This is a genomic window from Flavobacterium sp. Root935 (genome assembly GCF_001429295.1).
Taxonomy (GTDB): Bacteria; Bacteroidota; Bacteroidia; order Flavobacteriales; family Flavobacteriaceae; genus Flavobacterium.
Map to the genome: position 1 here is coordinate 209200 of NZ_LMJL01000001.1, position 18091 is coordinate 227290.

Annotated in this window: 17 protein-coding genes; 11 read left to right on the forward strand and 6 right to left on the reverse strand. The window is 33.3% G+C overall.

The window, feature by feature from the left end; genetic code table 11:
• The first annotated feature begins 194 nt into the window (after window positions 1-194).
• Window positions 195-725, forward strand: coding sequence for an outer membrane beta-barrel protein (locus ASE40_RS01045; protein WP_057114944.1), 531 nt, complete (start codon window positions 195-197; stop codon window positions 723-725).
• A 115-nt stretch (window positions 726-840) separates the two neighbouring features.
• Here the strand turns inward: ASE40_RS01045 and obgE are convergent, their stop codons facing one another.
• The 4 genes from obgE to hpt all read right to left on the reverse strand — a co-directional run bounded on the left by obgE (window position 841) and on the right by hpt (window position 4599).
• Window positions 841-1842 (reverse strand): GTPase ObgE, encoded by a 1002-nt coding sequence (gene obgE / locus ASE40_RS01050; protein WP_057114945.1) that lies wholly within the window; start codon window positions 1840-1842, stop codon window positions 841-843.
• A gap of 105 nt (window positions 1843-1947) precedes the next feature.
• Window positions 1948-3222: a hemolysin family protein gene (locus ASE40_RS01055; protein ID WP_082586726.1), complete on the reverse strand. Its 1275-nt coding sequence runs from the start codon at window positions 3220-3222 to the stop codon at window positions 1948-1950.
• A 204-nt stretch (window positions 3223-3426) separates the two neighbouring features.
• The gene (locus ASE40_RS22210; protein ID WP_057114947.1) at window positions 3427-3999 is read right to left on the reverse strand and encodes an adenylate kinase; all 573 of its coding nucleotides are present in this window, start codon (window positions 3997-3999) and stop codon (window positions 3427-3429) included.
• A gap of 69 nt (window positions 4000-4068) precedes the next feature.
• Window positions 4069-4599 carry a hypoxanthine phosphoribosyltransferase gene (gene hpt / locus ASE40_RS22215; protein ID WP_057114948.1) on the reverse strand — a complete coding sequence of 177 codons (531 nt, stop codon included), beginning with the start codon at window positions 4597-4599 and terminating at the stop codon, window positions 4069-4071.
• Between the two features lie 187 nt (window positions 4600-4786).
• Between hpt and ASE40_RS01070 the strand changes: the two genes are divergently transcribed.
• The 5 genes from ASE40_RS01070 (at window position 4787) to purE (ending at window position 10876) form a co-directional block, all read left to right on the forward strand.
• Window positions 4787-6061 carry a PQQ-dependent sugar dehydrogenase gene (locus tag ASE40_RS01070; protein ID WP_057114949.1) on the forward strand — a complete coding sequence of 425 codons (1275 nt, stop codon included), beginning with the start codon at window positions 4787-4789 and terminating at the stop codon, window positions 6059-6061.
• A gap of 224 nt (window positions 6062-6285) precedes the next feature.
• On the forward strand, window positions 6286-8388 hold the full coding sequence (locus tag ASE40_RS01075; protein ID WP_057114950.1) for a TonB-dependent receptor: 2103 nt from the start codon (window positions 6286-6288) through the stop codon (window positions 8386-8388).
• 22 nt (window positions 8389-8410) lie between these two features.
• Window positions 8411-8962 carry a hypothetical protein gene (locus ASE40_RS01080; protein ID WP_057114951.1) on the forward strand — a complete coding sequence of 184 codons (552 nt, stop codon included), beginning with the start codon at window positions 8411-8413 and terminating at the stop codon, window positions 8960-8962.
• Window positions 8963-9164: 202 nt separating this feature from the next.
• Window positions 9165-10319 carry a 5-(carboxyamino)imidazole ribonucleotide synthase gene (locus ASE40_RS01085; RefSeq protein WP_057114952.1) on the forward strand — a complete coding sequence of 385 codons (1155 nt, stop codon included), beginning with the start codon at window positions 9165-9167 and terminating at the stop codon, window positions 10317-10319.
• Between the two features lie 74 nt (window positions 10320-10393).
• On the forward strand, window positions 10394-10876 hold the full coding sequence (purE, locus tag ASE40_RS01090; protein ID WP_057114953.1) for a 5-(carboxyamino)imidazole ribonucleotide mutase: 483 nt from the start codon (window positions 10394-10396) through the stop codon (window positions 10874-10876).
• A gap of 65 nt (window positions 10877-10941) precedes the next feature.
• On the opposite strand, the gene ASE40_RS01095 is transcribed toward purE, so the two are convergent.
• Window positions 10942-11610 (reverse strand): hypothetical protein, encoded by a 669-nt coding sequence (locus ASE40_RS01095; protein ID WP_057114989.1) that lies wholly within the window; start codon window positions 11608-11610, stop codon window positions 10942-10944.
• 221 nt (window positions 11611-11831) lie between these two features.
• Here ASE40_RS01095 and ASE40_RS01100 point away from each other — a divergent pair, with 221 nt between their 5' ends.
• Both ASE40_RS01100 and ASE40_RS01105 read left to right on the forward strand, forming a co-directional pair.
• Window positions 11832-13859: a M3 family metallopeptidase gene (locus tag ASE40_RS01100; RefSeq protein WP_057114990.1), complete on the forward strand. Its 2028-nt coding sequence runs from the start codon at window positions 11832-11834 to the stop codon at window positions 13857-13859.
• A gap of 134 nt (window positions 13860-13993) precedes the next feature.
• A complete protein-coding gene (locus tag ASE40_RS01105) occupies window positions 13994-14653 on the forward strand; it encodes a vancomycin high temperature exclusion protein (RefSeq protein WP_057114991.1) in 660 nt (219 codons plus the stop codon).
• Window positions 14654-14769: 116 nt separating this feature from the next.
• Here the strand turns inward: ASE40_RS01105 and ASE40_RS01110 are convergent, their stop codons facing one another.
• Window positions 14770-16032, reverse strand: coding sequence for a cation:proton antiporter (locus tag ASE40_RS01110; RefSeq protein WP_057114954.1), 1263 nt, complete (start codon window positions 16030-16032; stop codon window positions 14770-14772).
• 137 nt (window positions 16033-16169) lie between these two features.
• On the opposite strand from ASE40_RS01110, the gene ASE40_RS01115 reads away from it, so the two are divergent.
• The 3 genes from ASE40_RS01115 to ASE40_RS01125 all read left to right on the forward strand — a co-directional run bounded on the left by ASE40_RS01115 (window position 16170) and on the right by ASE40_RS01125 (window position 18071).
• Window positions 16170-16673 (forward strand): GbsR/MarR family transcriptional regulator, encoded by a 504-nt coding sequence (locus ASE40_RS01115; RefSeq protein WP_057114955.1) that lies wholly within the window; start codon window positions 16170-16172, stop codon window positions 16671-16673.
• A 64-nt stretch (window positions 16674-16737) separates the two neighbouring features.
• Entirely contained in the window at window positions 16738-17121 is a 384-nt protein-coding gene (locus tag ASE40_RS01120) for a hypothetical protein (protein ID WP_057114956.1), read from the forward strand.
• Between the two features lie 131 nt (window positions 17122-17252).
• Window positions 17253-18071 carry a hypothetical protein gene (locus tag ASE40_RS01125; RefSeq protein ID WP_057114957.1) on the forward strand — a complete coding sequence of 273 codons (819 nt, stop codon included), beginning with the start codon at window positions 17253-17255 and terminating at the stop codon, window positions 18069-18071.
• Window positions 18072-18091 lie beyond the last annotated feature (20 nt).

Here is an 18091-nt window from a genome sequence, read left to right on the forward strand (position 1 = left end):
TAAGATGATAGCAAAGTTTAAATTTAACACCATAAACACAGCGAAAGAATTAAAAATCTCCAAAAAATTGATTTTAAAAATTAAAACACATTATTATTTGTAAAAATTAACTTTCAATTAAAAAATTATAGTCTAAAATATTTCTTACAAAATGTTTTGATTTAAATTTGCCTTCCAAATAAATAAAATTAAAAATGAAAAAATTATTACTAGCAGTTGTAATACTAGTTACAACTATTGCGAGTGCGCAAAAAAACTCAATCTTGTTAGGCGGAAATGTTGGATTCTCTTCTGAGGAAATTGGTGATTCGAAACTTGAAAATTTTGAATTCTCTCCAAGAGTTGGATATCAATTTGCTGAAAAATGGACAGCTGGAGTAGAAGGTTCAATCATGAATGTAAAAACTACTGGGGTGGACAAAACAGAAAAATACAAAATTGGAGGTTTTGTACGTTACTCAACACCACTTTCTCAAATGTTTTCTTTCTACACAGATTTAGGTGTTGGATACCAAAACACTTCATTAAACAATGCAAAAGGAATGTATGCAAGTTTAACACCTGCTTTATTTATCAATATGAAAAATGGTTTTGGTTTGAATTTTTCTATTGGAGGAATTAACTACGATAATCTTGACGGAAAAAATGATCCAAGACAAGAACGTTTAGGTTTTGATTTTGGAAAAACTTTAAACATTGGAGTTTCTAAAAACTTCGCATTATAAATTGGAGGATTTAGTTACGAGTAAAATCCTTTCTACTTTTTGTTTCTGCACAAAAAGTAAAAACCCGACAATAGAAATTGTCGGGTTTTATATTTATAGAATGGTACGTATTGTATTATTCGTTAAGCATTTTCCAAAGTTTATCTTTCAAATCAGTCAAACCCTGCTGTGCAACCGACGAAATAAACATGTAAGGAACATCTTTAAATGTTACATCTAATTCTGCTTTTAACTCTGCTTTTAATTCATCATCCAGCATATCGCATTTTGAAATTACTAAAAGACGTTCTTTATCCAGCATTTCAGGATTGTATTTAGTCAATTCATTAACTAAAATATCATATTCTGCTCTAATATCTGGCGTATCAACTGGAACTAAAAACAATAAAGTCGAATTACGCTCAATATGTCTTAAAAAATAATGCCCTAAACCTTTTCCTTCTGCCGCACCTTCGATAATTCCAGGAATATCTGCAATTACAAAAGATTGGAAATCTCTGTACGCAACAATTCCTAAGTTAGGTTTTAGTGTTGTAAAAGGATAATCTGCAATTTTTGGTTTTGCTGAAGTTAAAACAGACAATAAAGTAGATTTTCCTGCATTTGGAAAACCAACTAAACCAACATCTGCCAAAACTTTAAGTTCCAAAATTACATCCATTTCCACACCAAGTAAACCTGGCTGTGCGTAACGAGGCGTTTGGTTTGTCGAACTTCTAAAATGCCAGTTTCCTAAACCTCCCTTTCCTCCTTTTGCAAGAATTTGTTTTTCTCCGTGTTCTGTAATTTCAAAAAGTGTTTCACCTGTTTCTTTGTCTTTTACAACAGTTCCTAGCGGCACTTCAATAATTTTATCTTCTCCATCTGCACCTGTGCTACGGTCTCCACCACCATCTCCGCCATGTCCAGCTTTAATGTGACGTGCAAATTTTAAATGAAATAATGTCCAAAGTCCTTTATTCCCAACTAAATATACATGCCCTCCGCGGCCTCCATCTCCTCCGTCCGGACCACCTTTTTCAATAAATTTCTCTCTATGTAAATGCGTAGATCCTTTTCCTCCTTTTCCGGAAGAAACATATATCTTAACGTAATCTACAAAATTCCCTTCTGTCATTTTTGTTTGTTTATGTGTAGTTTCTAAGTTTCAGGTTTCAAGTTTCAAGTTAAGTGCGTTGCGCTAACTTGAAACCTGAAACTTTAAACTTGAAACAAATTCTCTCTACTCTTTAAGCGCTTTCACAAGCACTTTATCAATTTTTACACCGTCCATGTCGACAACTTCTAATACGAATTTCTGCCAGACTAGTTTTTCTCCTTCTTTTGGAATATGAGAAAGCTCAGTCATAATCATGCCGCTTACGGTGTTTACTTCGTAATCGTTTGTCAGCTCGTCTAACTCAAAATAAGTTAAGAAATCGTGTAACGAATAATGTCCGTCAACCAGCCAAGAACCATCTTCTCTTTCTATAAGCTGAAATTCATCTTTATAAAATTCAGATGCATCTCCAACTAAAGCCTCCAGAATATCATTCAACGTAATCAAACCTTGAAAAACTCCATATTCGTCTGAAACTAAAGCATAATGAACGCCAGTTTTCTTGAAATTTTCCAACGCTTTATAAGCTGTTGTCTGCTCCATTAAATAAGGCGCATCTGAAACGATAGCTGATAAATCAAAATTATCATTTTCGATACTAGCGAAAATATTTTTAAGAGTTACTACTCCAACTATATCATCGTAATTATCATTATAAACTGGGTAAACCGTATGCAGATCCTGAACTACTAATTCTTTAATCTTTTCCTTATCTGCTTTTAATGGCAGCATGTCAACCGATTTGCGATGCGTCATTAAAGAGTTTACTTTTCTATCACCAATATGAAAAACACGTTCCACAATATCTTGTTCAATTTCTTGAACTTCTCCAACTTCAGTTCCTTCTTTAATTATGGCTTTAATTTCTTCTTCGGTAACTTTTCCGTCGGCGGTTGGTTTTATCTGAAAAACATTCAATAGAAAATCTGTCGAAGATGTTAAAAGCCAGATAAAAGGTGCTGTAATTATCGAGATTACTTTCATTGGCATTGCGACCATTTTTGCAATTGCTTCTGGATAATTTAATCCGATTCGTTTTGGAAGTAATTCTCCTAAAACCAATGAGAAGAAAGTTAAAATTACAACTACAATTCCAACAGCTACTGAGTGTGCATAAGGTTTTAAAAATGTAAAACCGGCAACGAAAAGTTCCACATCTGCAGTTACTTTATCTCCAGAATAAATACCTGTCAAAATTCCGATTAAGGTAATTCCGATTTGGACTGTAGATAAAAATTTATTTGGCGAATTGGCTAAATCGAGTGCTGTTTTAGCACTTTTATTGCCTTTTTTCGCTGCTGTTTCAAGCCTGTTTTTACGGGCAGAAATCAAAGCGATTTCGGACATGGAGAAAACTCCGTTTAAGAGAATTAGAAAAAATATAATTAGTATTTCCAATTGATAGGGGATTCGTTATAAAATGGTCTTTGTTAAATGCAATTTGTACTCTCAATTTATTCTAGCCCAGATGGAAGTGAAAAGCCCGGAGCTAAAAAAACTAATTTTTCCTGCCATAAAACAGCGACCAGCGGAAGCTCGTTTTAGGGTTTGGAAAAATAGTTTTTTTAGCGAGGACTTGTAACGTACAGCTGGAAAAAGCTTCTACAAATTATCTATAACTGACGTTAAGCGCTCTGTAATTTGTTCAATCGTTCCGATACCGTCTACGGCATGAAACTTATTTTGTTCTTTATAATATCCAATTAGCGGAGCCGTTTTCTCATTGTATTCTTGATATCTCACACGAATTTTTTCTTCGTCTTGATCATCAGCTCTTCCGCTTGTCTTTCCTCTTTCTAATAAACGTGCCACTAAAATCTCGTCATCTGCTTCTAAAGCGATTGTTGCTGTTACGCTTGACCCAATTGTTGGCAGAAATTTATCTAAAGCCTCAGCCTGATTGATTGTTCTTGGATAACCGTCGAACAAAAATCCAGCTGTATCTGGATGTTTTTTTACCTCATCAATTAACATTGCAGTTGTTACTTCGCATGGAACTAATTCTCCATTATCCATAAAAACTCTTGCTTTTTTACCTAGTTCTGTGTCATTTTTTAAATTAAAACGAAAAATATCTCCTGTTGAAAGATGTGTTAAATTATATTTTTCTTTTAAAAATTCTGCCTGAGTTCCTTTTCCTGCTCCAGGCTTTCCAAATAAAACAATGTTAATCATAATTGAAATGAGTGTTGTTACTTCTAATTTTTGTCAGAAGTTTTTAAATGAATATATAGTTGTGTTTTTTTATTCTGCTAATTTATAGACTTCGGTTAAATTTCTTCCTAAACCATCGTAGTCCAAACCGTAACCCACAATAAATTTATTTGGAATACGAACTCCAACGTAATCTATCTTAATGTCTTTTTTATAAGCTTCTGGTTTAAAGAATAAAGTGGCAATTTTAAAATGCTTTACATTTTTTTCTTTAAACAAACGTTTCAATTCTTCGATCGTGTTTCCAGTATCGATAATATCTTCAATAATTATAACCGTTCTTCCAGTCAAATCCTGATTGATTCCTATTAATTCTTTAACAGAATTAGTAGTTTCAGTTCCTTCATACGATGCCATTTTTATGAATGAAACCTCGCATGGTTTTTTGTATTTCTTTAAAAAATCTGACACTACCATAAAAGCGCCATTCAAAACTCCAATAAAAATTGGTGTATCATCTCCAAAATCATCCTCTACCTGAGCCACTATTTTAGTTAAAGCAAAATCAATTTCTTTAGCCGAAATAAACGGAACAAATTGTTTATCGTGAAGTTGTATCATTATTTTTCTTTTTAAAATAATGCACAAAGATACAGAATTACAACTTAACTGCTTCTATCAAAATAAACTGTATACCGATATTTTTTACGAATGTTAAATATCAGTTAATAATTACAAATTATTTTTTGACGGTATTTTTAATTTGAGTAAATTGTTGTGATATAAATATTTAACTCCAAGAATTCAAATGAAAAAATCCTTACCACTATTTTCTATATCATTATTGGCACTAATGACCGCATGCAACGGACAAGTTAAAAAAGAAGAAAAAGAAGTTTTAGCCAAACAACCCAATACTATTGTAAAAACTGCTATTGGTGATTTAACACTTCCACCGCCTTACGCAACTGAATCTAAAACGAACAACAGTAAAGTTATAGGCTGGTCTGAAGGTAAAACGCCAAAAGCACCAGAAGGTTTTACTGTAACTAAATTTGCTGACGGATTTGAAAATCCGCGATGGACTTACATCGCGCCCAACCAAGATATTTTTGTTGTCGAAAGCGGAACAAGATCCAGCAAAAATCAAATTACGGTTTTACGTGATAAAGATAAAGACGGAAAATTTGAAACTCGTGAAGTTTTTATATCTGGATTAAACAAACCTTTTGGAATGCTGATTCTTAAAGACTTTTTCTACATTGCAAATACCGACGGATTATACCGTTATCCTTATAAAAACAATCCGTTGAAATTGGAAACAAAAGGTGAAAAAATTCTTGAACTTCCTGCCGGCGGTTACAACAACCACTGGACTAGAAATTTATTGGCAAGTTCTGATGGAAGCAAAATCTATGTTTCTGTAGGCTCCGGAAGTAATGTGGGCGAAAACGGAATGGACAAAGAAGTTCGTCGTGCCGCTATTTTAGAAATTAATCCTGACGGAACAGGCGAAAAAATCTATGCTTCGGGATTGCGAAATCCTGTTGGAATGGATTGGAATCCAGCTAACAAAGAACTATGGACTGCTGTAAATGAGCGCGATGAATTAGGCGACGACTTAGTTCCAGATTATATTACAAGTGTAAAAAGAGATGGTTTCTACGGATGGCCGTATTCTTATTTTGGAAGTATTCCTGACCCACGATTGAAAGGTGAAAGAAAAGATTTGGTTGAAAAAGCAATTGTTCCTGATGTTCCTGTAGGTTCTCATACTGCTTCGTTAGGATTGGCTTTTTATACTAAAAATGCTTTTCCTGCTAAATATAAAAACGGAGCTTTTGTAGGACAGCATGGTTCTTGGAACCGTTCTAAAATTTCAGGTTATAAAGTACTTTTCGTTCCTTTTAAAGATGGAAAACCTTCAGGAAAACCAGAAGATTTCTTAACTGGTTTTATTTCTGACTCTAATAAAGCTGAAGTTTACGGACGCCCAGTTGCGGTAACGGTTATGAATGACGGATCGCTTTTGGTAAATGACGACAGCGGAAATACCATTTGGAAAGTTACTGCGAATAAATAAAGTTTTTAAAAATAAAAATTCCAAATTCCAAATTCCAAATTCCAAACTATAAAAATTAAACACATAGAGATATAGATTTTTGTTTCGTAGATTAAGATTAAAAAGAAACTCGTTTTCACACATAGCTATGTGACTTTAGGAAAAGTAAAACGCCTTTTTTGCCTCAATGAAACCTATGTTTCTATGTGTTAAATAAAAACTGCATTTTTAACCCCAGCCATTTTATGCCCTCCACAAAATACCTTCTTTTTTTCTGTATTCTTTTTATTTCTAAAAACATTTTAGCACAGGAAAAAGAAGTTCAAAATATTGATTCTGTAAAAACCCAAAAACTGAATGAAGTTTTAATAAGTCCGCTCCATATTAACCGAGATTTACAAAACAGCCCTGCTTCCATTGGCATTTTATCCGAAAAAGAATTACTTCGAAATAACACTACCGATATCAGCAATGTCATTAACACTATTCCAGGCGTTTTTATGCAATCGTCAAATATTACTACAACCCGAATTTCGATTCGAGGTATTGGTGCCAGAACTCCTTATGGAACAAATAAAATTAGAGCTTTTTACGGAAGCATTCCTTTGACTTCTGGAAACAGTGAAACAGTTATTGACGATATCGATCTTCAAAACATTAATCAGATTGAAGTTATAAAAGGACCGCTTTCGAGTATTTATGGCGCAGGATTGGGCGGTGCTATTTTAATTTCACCACAAACCTTAAAAGATGGGCAGTATCAAGCTGAAATGAGTTCTGTTTTTGGTTCTTTTGGATTACTGAAAAACAGAGTCAGTTTTGATTTGAACGAAAAAAGCTCTTCCGTCAGTCTGAATTATCACAATTTAAAAACAGATGGCTGGCGCGAAAACAGTGCCTATAATCGTGAAGGAATTACACTTTCTGGAGAATTATTCCGAAAGAAAAGTAGCAAACTGACTTATTTTTCGAATTATACTTATTTGAAAGCTTATATTCCAAGTTCCATAAACAAAACTACTTTCGACAATAATCCGCAGGCGGGCGCACCAACTTGGGTTGCTTCGAAAGGTTTTAAAGAATATAAATCGACTCTCGGCGGATTAGCTTATGATTTCAAAATAAACGATCTCCTCAACAATTCGACTTCTGTTTTTATCAATTATAAAGACAGCAACGAACCTCGTCCTTTTGACGTTTTACGCCAATATACTTTTGCATCGGGTGTCAGAACTCAATTTTCTGGTGATTTTACAATTGGAAAAATTAAAAATCAATTTATTGGCGGAATTGAATATTTCAGGGATAATTACAGCGGTAATACTTTCGAAAATCTCTATCAGCAAAATAATGGAAACGGAAGTTTACAAGGCGATCAGCTTACGGCAACCGATCAAAAAAGACATTTTTACAATATTTTTTCGCAAATTAGGACTTTACTTTCCGATCAATTTGAAATTCAAGCAGGATTAAATTACAACAAAACAAAATTTGAACTTCAAAATGATTTTCCCGCTTCCACGAATGATCCGAAGGAAAAATATAGTTATGATGGGATTTTTTCACCGCAAATTTCTTTTTTGTACAAACCGAATGAAGTTCGAACTTTTTACTTTTCTGCAAGCCGGGGATTTTCTTTACCAGCAACCGAAGAAACTTTAACCTCAACAGGAAACATCAATCCAGACATTAAACCCGAAACGGGTTATAATTTTGAATTGGGCGGAAAATTGCATTTCTTCAACAAAAAACTTTATACTCAAATTGCCATTTACCGAATGGAAATTAAAGATTTATTAGTTGCTAAAAGAATTGGTGACGATCAATACGAAGGAGTAAATGCTGGAAAAACTTTTCACGAAGGAATCGAAATTTCATTAAACCACAATTGGCCAATCAATCAAACTTTTAATTTAAATTCTTATATCGGAACTTCAATCGGAAATTATGAATTCAAAGAATTTGTCGATAACGGAAATGATTATTCTGGAAACAAATTAACTGGAGTTCCCGCAAATACAGCAAGCGGTGGTTTTATTCTAAACACAAATTCAGGCTTTTATCTTTCAGCCGATTTTCAGTTCACAGATAAAATTCCAATGAATGATTCTAACGCAGATTTTTCTGATTCTTATTCTTTATTAAATTTAAAAACTGGTTATCAATTCGAAATTTTATCGGGTTTAAAAGCTCATATTGATGCTGGCGTAAATAATGTCACAAACGAAAAGTACGCTTCGATGATTTTGACCAACGCGACCGCAGTAGGAAATGCACAGCCAAGATTTTATTATCCTGGATTACCAATAAATTATTTCGGAATTATCTCACTAAATTACTTATTTTAGCAGAGTATTTAATACCACAAAGATGCCGTCTGAATTGCAAAAAAAATTGGATTATGTAAATGCTTATCGGGAAAATCGTCTCATAGCTGCACAGGATATTTTAGAAAACCCATCACTTTTTGGTGAATTGGTTTCAATTTGTTTTACGCCATCAGACAAAAACAACCATAAAGCCTGCTGGATTTTAGAATTTGTTTCTTACGAAGAATTACTTTGGCTTCAGCCACATCTCGATTTTTTCTGTTCCAATTTGAAAGTTTTAAAAGATGAAAGTTCACTTCGCCCAATTGCAAAAGTGGTACAGCTTCTTGTAAAATCGCATTACAAGAAAAACGAAAACTGTATTAAACTTTCTGAAGAAAATCTACAAGACTGCATAGAAGCTTCTTTCGACTGGTTAATTACCGACGTTAAAGTTGCTACAAAAGCCTACTCAATCCGTACTTTATATATTTTAGGAAATCACTACGACTGGATTCATCCAGAACTTAAGGTTATAATTGACAAGGATTATGCAGATCATTCTGCCGCTTATAAAGCCGTCGCAAAAGAAGTTTTGAAAAAAATAAAATAGGTTTAGCCACAGATTAAAAGGATTAGAATGATTTATACTTTCTTTTTTTCACCACAAATTTTTAACAAAATGCAATTCGTATAAAGTCGTGTAATCCGTGGCAGCTTAAAAAAATCTTTTTTAATCCTTTTAATCTGTGGCGGAAAAACTAAATTTTGGCTAAAAAAGATTAAAAGGTATCTTTGCAAAAACACAACACAAAATGAATTATTTTTCTTCTGATTTTAAATTAGGAATATTAGGCGGCGGACAATTAGGTAAAATGCTTTTGTCTGACACCAGAAAATTTGACATACAAACTTATGTTTTAGATCCAAGCGACGAAGCACCGAGCAAAATTGCCTGCAATAAATTCTTTCAGGGCGATTTGATGGATTATGAAACGGTTTACAATTTTGGAAAACAAGTCGATGTTTTGACTTTTGAAATCGAATTGGTAAATCTTGAAGCTTTAACGCAATTGGAAAACGAAGGTGTAAAAGTATATCCGTCTCCAAAAACTTTAAAAGGAATTCAGAATAAAGGAACTCAAAAAGATTTTTATACCGAAAGTAATATTCCAACTGCATCTTATTTACGATTTGAAAGTCCACTGCATTTGCAAAAATCAGTTGGAAACAATGAAATCACAATTCCGTTTGTATGGAAATGCACTGAATTTGGATATGACGGAAATGGTGTAAAAGTAATTCGTCAGATTTCTGATATGGATGACTTGCCAAATGTAGAATGTATTGCAGAAACAATGGTTCCGTTCAAAAATGAATTGGCGGTAATTGTGGTAAGAAATCCATCTGGAGAAATTAAAACGTATCCCGTTGTAGAAATGGAATTTCACCCAGAAGCTAATCAGGTTGAATACGTAATCTGCCCTGCGAGAATCGACGAAAAAGTAGCCGAAAAAGCCCGAGCAATTGCTTTAAATGTTTCTGAAAAATTCAATCACGTTGGACTTTTGGCTGTTGAAATGTTCCAAACCAACGAAGATGAGATTTTAGTGAATGAAGTTGCTCCGCGTCCGCACAATTCTGGACATTACTCAATTGAGGCAAGTTACACTTCGCAATTCGAAAATCATTTACGTGCTATTTTAGATCTTCCGTTAGGAAACACAGACAGTAAAGTGGCCGGAATAATGGTAAATTTAGTAGGCGCCGAAGGTTTTTCTGGAGATGTAGTTTATGAAAATATCGAAACCATTTTAGGATGGAACGGCGTTACTCCGCATATTTACGGTAAAAAACAAACTCGTCCTTTCAGAAAAATGGGCCACGTAACGATAGTAAATGAAAATGTGGTTGAAGCAAGACGAATTGCAGAGGATGTTAAGAATACTATTAGAGTGATTTCTCAATAGTTTTCAGTCGCAGTCATCAGTTTGAAACTTGAAACCTGAAACTTGAAACAAAACAAAATAAACAAAAAAATAAAATGAGCAAAGTAGCCATTATAATGGGAAGCATCTCAGACATGCCAGTTATGCAGGATGCCATCGACATATTAAAACAATTTAATGTAGAAGTTGAAGTAGATATTGTTTCGGCACACAGAACGCCAGAGAAATTATTCGATTTCAGTAAAAACGCACATACGCGCGGAATTTCGGTTATTATTGCCGGAGCCGGAGGTGCAGCACATTTACCTGGAATGGTGGCTTCCATGTCTCCACTTCCTGTAATTGGAGTTCCGGTAAAATCTAGTAATTCTATTGATGGCTGGGATTCTGTTCTATCTATTCTGCAAATGCCAGGCGGAGTTCCTGTTGCAACTGTTGCTTTGAACGGAGCAAAAAATGCCGGGATTTTAGCAGCACAAATCATCGGAAGTCATGATAAAAAAGTGCTGGATACTATTATTTCTTATAAAGAAGAATTGAAAGCTGCGGTTAACAAGGCGGCTGAAGGATTGAAGTAGTTTTTAGTTTTCAGTCACAGTTTTCAGTATAAACTGTAACTGAAAACTGTGACTGAAAACTTAAATTATGCTACATCTTCAACTTCTTCCAAAACAGATTCAAATTCAGATTCCTCTATATCATCTTTATTGATCCAATTTTCCGAAGTAACCAAATCATAATTTATATTATCTTCTGTTGTCAATTCCCAAATAATACTTTCGGCTTCCGGAAATGGAATATTTTGAGAAATTTGATTTTCGAATAATCTCTTGATAAGATTTCGATCAGACAAACCGTTATTCAATAATTTCAATACATTTTCGGCTGTTAACTTTTGCACTTCGCCCTCAGTTGGTGTCATTGAAAAGTGAACAATCGAGGCTTTTGCATTTGGAAATTTCCCGTTGTAGGCTTTAAAAAGCAGTTGATTGACATGAAATAAAGTACCTTGCATGTGTATTTCTGGATATTCTTCACACACTTTATCAATCAACATATTGTTCGATATCTGCTCAATCTGTCCTTCAGTTAATTGATCACCTAATTTATATTCTAAAACAATCTGCGCAGCTTCGTTTGGCTCGTAATCAGAAATAGCCATTTCTAATAATTCCGGCAGACTCGATTTATCTGCTGTCGCTCCGTCAGGATAATTGAATTTTTCTAATAAGGCAATCAAATCTTCATCAGACCAATATCCTTCTACTTCATTTACCGTATCTATATTATTTATTACAACTTGATAATTCATCCTATTTATTTTTATAATTATGACTGGCATTTTATATGCAAATCCTATTTTGTCAATTTACGCTTTTAAAACCGTCCGCAGGAATAAATAACATATCTATAACACAATTTAAGAGGATTTTATGCCGAGAATCGATTTTGTTTAGATGATTAGATTTTTATAAATTGCTATCTTTGGAATTCAAAATTTCGACTTCAATTAATAAAAAAATTTATATCATAATGAGTGTTTTACTTTCAAAATTTATAACTAAACATAACACCGCACCTTTTTCTCAAATTAAAATCGAAGACTACGTTCCAGCTTTTCAAGAAGGAATTGCTTTGGCTAAAGCCGAAATTGATGCAATCGTAAATAATCCCGACGCGCCGACTTTTGAAAACACCATTGTCGCGATGGATTTTTCGGGCGATATTTTAGATCGTCTTTCTAGTATTTTCTTCAATTTAAATTCAGCTGAAACGAATGACGAAATGCAGAAAATCGCTCAAGAAGTTTCTCCTCTGCTTTCAGAATTTGGAAATGATATTCGTCTAAATGCCGATTTATTTGCGAGAGTAAAAGCAGTTTACGATCAAAAAGAAAATTTGAACCTCAACCCAGAGCAAACAACTTTATTAGACAAAAAATATAAAAGTTTTTCTAGAAACGGTGCCAATTTACCTGAAGACAAAAAAAATCAGTTAAGAGAAATTGACAAAGAATTATCGAAACTGAGTTTACAGTTTGGCGAAAATGTTTTAGCAGAAACCAATAATTTCGAATTGCATTTAACAGATGAAAAAGATTTATCTGGTTTGCCGGAAGGAACAATCGAAGCCGCTAGGTTATTAGCCAAAAATCAAGAAAAAGAAGGCTGGATTTTTACTTTAGATCATCCGAGTTATGTTCCGTTTTTGACTTATGCCGATAATCGCGAATTACGCAAAAAAATGGCAATTGCTTTTGGTGCAAAGGCATTTCAAAATAACGAATTCGACAATCAGGAAAATGTTCTAAAAATTGCAAAATTACGTTTTGAAAGAGCTAATTTATTAGGATACAAAACACACGCACATTTCGTTCTGGAAGAAAGAATGGCTGAAAGTCCAGAGAAAGTTTTCTCTTTCTTAAATGATTTATTGGCAAAAGCAAAACCTGCAGCTCAAAAAGAATTCGCTGAATTGGCCGCTTTCGCGAAAGAATTAGACGGGATTGAACAATTAGAAAAATGGGACGGTGCTTATTATTCTGAAAAATTAAAGCAACAGCTTTTTAATTTAGATGATGAAAAACTAAAACCCTATTTTCAGTTAGAAAAAGTTTTAGAAGGTGCTTTTACAGTTGCCCAAAAACTATACGGATTAACATTTACCGAAGTTTTTGACATCGATAAATACCACGAAGAAGTAACAACTTATGAAGTAAGAGATGCTGAAAACAATTTAGTTTCTATTTTCTACGCTGATTTCTTCCCAAGAAAAGGAAAAAGAAACGGTGCTTGGATGACTTCATTCAAATCACAATATATAAAAGACGGCGTAAACGAGCGACCACATATTTCGAACGTTTGCAACTTTACAAAACCAACAGAAACAAAACCTTCATTATTGACTTTTAATGAAGTAACAACATTATTCCACGAATTCGGACACGGTTTGCACGGAATGTTAGCCAATACCACTTATCCAAGTTTATCGGGAACTTCTGTTTATTGGGATTTTGTAGAATTACCAAGTCAGATTATGGAAAACTGGTGTTATGAGCCGGAAGCTTTGGCGTTGTTTGCAAATCATTATGAAACGGGAGAAATTATTCCGATTGAATATGTTCAGAAAATTAAAGAAAGTGCAAGTTTCCAAGAAGGTTTGGCAACGTTACGCCAGTTGAGTTTCGGACTTTTAGACATGGCTTGGCATGGACAAGATCCAACTGGTATTACAGATTTAAAAGCTTTCGAAACAGAACAATTTGCCAATACGCAATTGTATCCGGATGTAAAAGAAAATGCAATGAGTACGGCTTTTTCGCATATCTTCCAAGGCGGTTATTCTTCTGGATATTACAGCTACAAATGGGCTGAAGTTTTAGACGCTGATGCTTTTGAATATTTCCAGGAAAAGGGAATCTTCAACGAAGAAGTAGCGAAAAAATTCAAAGACAATGTGCTTTCAAAAGGAGGAACAGAACATCCGATGACTTTGTACAAACGTTTTAGAGGTCAGGAACCAAAACCGGAAGCTTTATTGAAGAGAGCGGGTCTTTTGTAGACTTCTTAGATTTTTAGACTTCTTAGAATATTAGACAAAACCGAAGCATTTCTGTTTCGGTTTTTTGTTTGATTTTGTTTGAAAATAAAATTGGCTATCTTCGTATTTTAAATCTAATCTTACAAAAAATAACTTTGAAAAAATATTTTAAAATCTTCCTTTACCTTGCAATTATTGGATTGGCCGCAATTGTTTCTGTAAATTATTATGTAAAATCTTCGACCAAAAAGAACATTTATAATTCCATTAAAAGATTCCCTAAAAATGATGTCGGAATTATTTTTGGCGCCGGAATTAATGGTGATCAACCAAGTAAATATTTAAAAGACCGTCTGGATGCCGGGATTTTATTATGGAAAGCAAAACGTATTAATAAAATTTTACTTTCTGGAGATAATGGCCGTGAAGAATATGATGAATTGACCGTTATGAAAAACTACTGTTTTAATCACGGAGTTGATACCACAAAAATATTTATAGACTATGCCGGTTTTGATACTTACTCTACAATGTATCGCGCCAAACATATTTTTAAGATTAAAAAAGCAACTTTAATCTCGCAGGAATATCATTTGAACAGAGCGATTTACATTGGCAACAAACTTGGAATTAAATCTGTGGGATATTCAGCGAATAAAGGAGAATATCTTGGCTATAAATATGTTTGCTTTAGAGAATACGGTTCTGTTTTTAAATCTTTTTTTGATGTTTTGAGAAATAGACAGCCTCGTTTTTTAGGCAGAGAAATTAATATTAATGGAGAATCAAATTATTCCAAGGAAGACAAACGATAAAAAAAACCTGCAAGAACATCTTGCAGGTTTTTTTATAAAATATTTAGTTTATAATTTAAAGATAAAAAATCTTAATTCTTTACTCTTTATTCTATGTTCTATGTTCTATGTTCTTTCTACTCTTTCTCTAAAACTCTTTTTGCTAATTTTCCAACAGTAAGTCCTTGTACTACGATTGAAAATAATACCACAATGTAAGTTACTTCAAGTAAAAGGTTTTTGTATTCTCCTTCGGGCATAGAAAGAACTAACGCAATAGAAACTCCGCCGCGAATTCCTCCCCAAACTAAGACCATCAGAGAACCTTTGTTGTAAGCAGATTTGATTCCGAAGAACTTAAAGATATCGAAGAATTTCCAGGGCAGAACTATCGATGTTAATCTCGAAAAAAGTACTATAAAGATAGCTACAAAACCTGTCAGCAATTGTTTGTTTAAATCTGGAAGTAACAGTAATTCAAAACCAATAAACAAGAATAGAATAGCATTCAGAATTTCGTCAATAAGTTCCCAGAATTTCCCTAAATAATCTTGAGTCACTTCGCTCATCGCTACTTTTTTACCATAGTTACCAATAATCAATCCGGCAACAACCATTGCCAGCGGACTCGAAACGTGTAAACTTTGTGCAATCAAAAATCCTCCCATAACAATCGAAAGCGTTATCAAAACAGAAACTTTATAATCATCGATTTTCTTCATGACTTTTGATGCTGTAAATCCGAGAACGGCTCCTAATAAAAGTCCGCCGATTCCCTCTTTTGCAAATAACCAGGCGATAGATCCAAAACTCATATCAAAAGTTGGGTCGGTTGCCATTTTAAGAACAACGGCAAACATTACTACTGCTACTCCATCATTAAACAAGGATTCACCAACAATTTTGGTTTCTATTCTTTTAGGAACTTTGGCTTGTTTTAAAACACCCAACACCACAATTGGATCTGTTGGAGAAATCAATGTTCCGAAAACCAAACAAAATATATAAGGAATTTTGATTCCTAAAATTGGTGTTATATAGTAAAGCAGCAGAGAAATGATTAATGCCGACAATACGACACTTACTGTAGAATAAATTATAATAGGAACTTTTTGTTCTTTAAGGTCAGACATATTTACATGTAAAGCTCCTGCGAATAATAGAAAGTTCAACATTGCTCCCATTAGGATTTCGTTGAAGTCAAACTCTTTTATCAAATCAAAAAAATGTTTGGTAGTTGCAGGAAAATAAGAATCTCCTAAAAGACGAATTCCAACTGAAACCAACATGGCGATAATCATGATTCCGATAGTTCCCGGAAGTTTCAAAAATCTTAAATTTAAATAGGCGAAGAAAGATGCCAGTACGATAAGTACTGAAAAGGTGTAGTATAATTCCATAAATGTGATTTTTACAAAAATAGTCGCATCATTATTTAATCGAAAATTTCAAGATCTGAATTAACATAACTTTATAATTAGTTAAATAACTTTCATTTATTTTTGAAAGTTTAAAAACTTTTACTTACATTTGATCTATGGAATTCAAAGAAGCAAAAAATAAGTTTGTACAAACATGGGGAGCGTTAGGTTCTCAATGGGGAATTAATAAAACGATGGCACAGATCCACGCTTTATTAATGGTCTCAAACGACGCTGTTTCTATGGAAGATATTATGGAAGAATTGCAAATCTCACGCGGAAACGCCAGCATGAACCTAAGAGCTTTAATGGATTGGGGAATTGTTTATAAAGAATACAAAGCGGGAGAAAGAAGAGAATTTTTTACTGCCGAAAAAGATTTAGACGAGTTAGCCGTAAAAATTTCGAGAGAAAGAAGTAAAAGAGAAATTAAACCTGCGCTTAAAATTTTAAAAGAAGTTTCGACGATCGAAGCAAAAGATTCTGCAGAAGAAAAACACTTTGTAGATCAGACTACCAAATTGTATGATTTCGTTTTAAAAGCAGATAATATGTTAGACAAAATGACCGAATTCAACGAAAACTGGTTAGGACGTTTGATTATAAAAATCATGAAATAAAAAAATTTAATCCAAACTTTCATTTTTTTCTGAAAGTTTAAAACAATCAATAATTATGAGAACCATGAAAAAAATTAACACATTCGCACTTGCTCTTCCTTTCATAATTTTAGTAAGTACTATTGTATTTGGAGAAGGAGCTATAATATTAGCTTTATTATCAATAATGGTTACTGGTTTTCTTCAGTTTTCAATAGGAGTAAAAATGCTTGTCGATAATCCAAAAGACAAAAATCTTATTACTTACATAGCTTTTGTTGCACTATTTTTTATCCTTTGGTTTTTTAATGCTTTTATTGGTTATACCGACATAATCACTTACAGTATAATTCCTATTCCTTTTTTACTTGCTATTTACATTTCAGTAATAATCTATAAAAAATTGACCATATTAACTTTTAAAAGCAGAATGGAAACATCTATGGAAACGATTTTAGATTTCTTCTAGACGAAAAACCAACTTCAGTTTTCTTAGCAAAAGGTTCAAAAATTACAGTTAAGAATAAAAGAAAACTACAATCAATTCCAGTTTTAGAAGAAATGTACTAATCAAATTATTAACCTTAAAAACCAAAAATCATGAAAACGCTCGAAAACCAAACCTTACTTTATGATGAAGATTGTCCGCTTTGCAGTTTATATACAACCGGCTTTGTAAAAAGCGGAATGCTTGATGAAAACGGAAGAAAATCTTATTGCCAGCTTTCTGATGAAGAACAAAGTTTTGTAGACTTAAAACGAGCGCCAAATGAAATTGCGTTGATTAATAATAAAACAAAAACAGTCACTTACGGAGTTGACAGTTTGATAAAAGTGATTGGATTTTCTTTTCCTCTAATAGAAAAAATCGCAACTCTAAAACCGATTCATTTCATCCTGAAAAAAATGTATTCTTTTGTTTCTTATAACAGAAAAGTAATTATTCCGGGAACTGTAAAAGAAGAAAATAAATTAGAATGCACGCCTGATTTCAATTACAAATACAGATTCCTTTTTATTGGATTCGCTTTAACTATTACGAGTTTGGTTTTATTTGGATATTCTAATTTGATTCCGATTTTACCGAAATCAAATATTACGAGAGAAATTATTTTGGCTTTTGGACAAATTGTTTTTCAAAGTCTGTTTCTTTTAAAATTCGATAAAAAAACCATAATCAATTATGCAGGAAATTTAATGACGGTTTCTTTAATGGGATCTTTGATTTTAGTTCCGATTTTGATTCTGAATCAGTTTATCAATCTTCCGGAAATGTTGGTTTTAGGTTGGTTTGGAATTACGGTTTTCATTATGTGTGCAGAACATTTTAGAAGGGTAAAAGTTTTAAAACTTCCCTTTTATTTATCTTACACCTGGATTTTATATCGAATTCTTGCTTTGCTTTTTATTTTAAATTAATTTCTACAGAAACCTAACAG

Bases quoted from the DNA above. Each gene is read 5' to 3' on its own strand.
- obgE (WP_057114945.1), bottom strand. From the start codon at position 1,842: ATGACAGAAGGGAATTTTGTAGATTACGTTAAGATATATGTTTCTTCC.
- ASE40_RS01075 (WP_057114950.1), top strand. From the start codon at position 6,286: ATGCCCTCCACAAAATACCTTCTTTTTTTCTGTATTCTTTTTATTTCT.
- ASE40_RS01080 (WP_057114951.1), top strand. From the start codon at position 8,411: ATGCCGTCTGAATTGCAAAAAAAATTGGATTATGTAAATGCTTATCGG.
- ASE40_RS22210 (WP_057114947.1), bottom strand. From the start codon at position 3,999: ATGATTAACATTGTTTTATTTGGAAAGCCTGGAGCAGGAAAAGGAACT.
- hpt (WP_057114948.1), bottom strand. From the start codon at position 4,599: ATGATACAACTTCACGATAAACAATTTGTTCCGTTTATTTCGGCTAAA.
- ASE40_RS01085 (WP_057114952.1), top strand. From the start codon at position 9,165: ATGAATTATTTTTCTTCTGATTTTAAATTAGGAATATTAGGCGGCGGA.
- ASE40_RS01095 (WP_057114989.1), bottom strand. From the start codon at position 11,610: ATGAATTATCAAGTTGTAATAAATAATATAGATACGGTAAATGAAGTA.
- ASE40_RS01100 (WP_057114990.1), top strand. From the start codon at position 11,832: ATGAGTGTTTTACTTTCAAAATTTATAACTAAACATAACACCGCACCT.
- purE (WP_057114953.1), top strand. From the start codon at position 10,394: ATGAGCAAAGTAGCCATTATAATGGGAAGCATCTCAGACATGCCAGTT.
- ASE40_RS01045 (WP_057114944.1), top strand. From the start codon at position 195: ATGAAAAAATTATTACTAGCAGTTGTAATACTAGTTACAACTATTGCG.
- ASE40_RS01125 (WP_057114957.1), top strand. From the start codon at position 17,253: ATGAAAACGCTCGAAAACCAAACCTTACTTTATGATGAAGATTGTCCG.
- ASE40_RS01070 (WP_057114949.1), top strand. From the start codon at position 4,787: ATGAAAAAATCCTTACCACTATTTTCTATATCATTATTGGCACTAATG.
- ASE40_RS01115 (WP_057114955.1), top strand. From the start codon at position 16,170: ATGGAATTCAAAGAAGCAAAAAATAAGTTTGTACAAACATGGGGAGCG.
- ASE40_RS01120 (WP_057114956.1), top strand. From the start codon at position 16,738: ATGAAAAAAATTAACACATTCGCACTTGCTCTTCCTTTCATAATTTTA.
- ASE40_RS01110 (WP_057114954.1), bottom strand. From the start codon at position 16,032: ATGGAATTATACTACACCTTTTCAGTACTTATCGTACTGGCATCTTTC.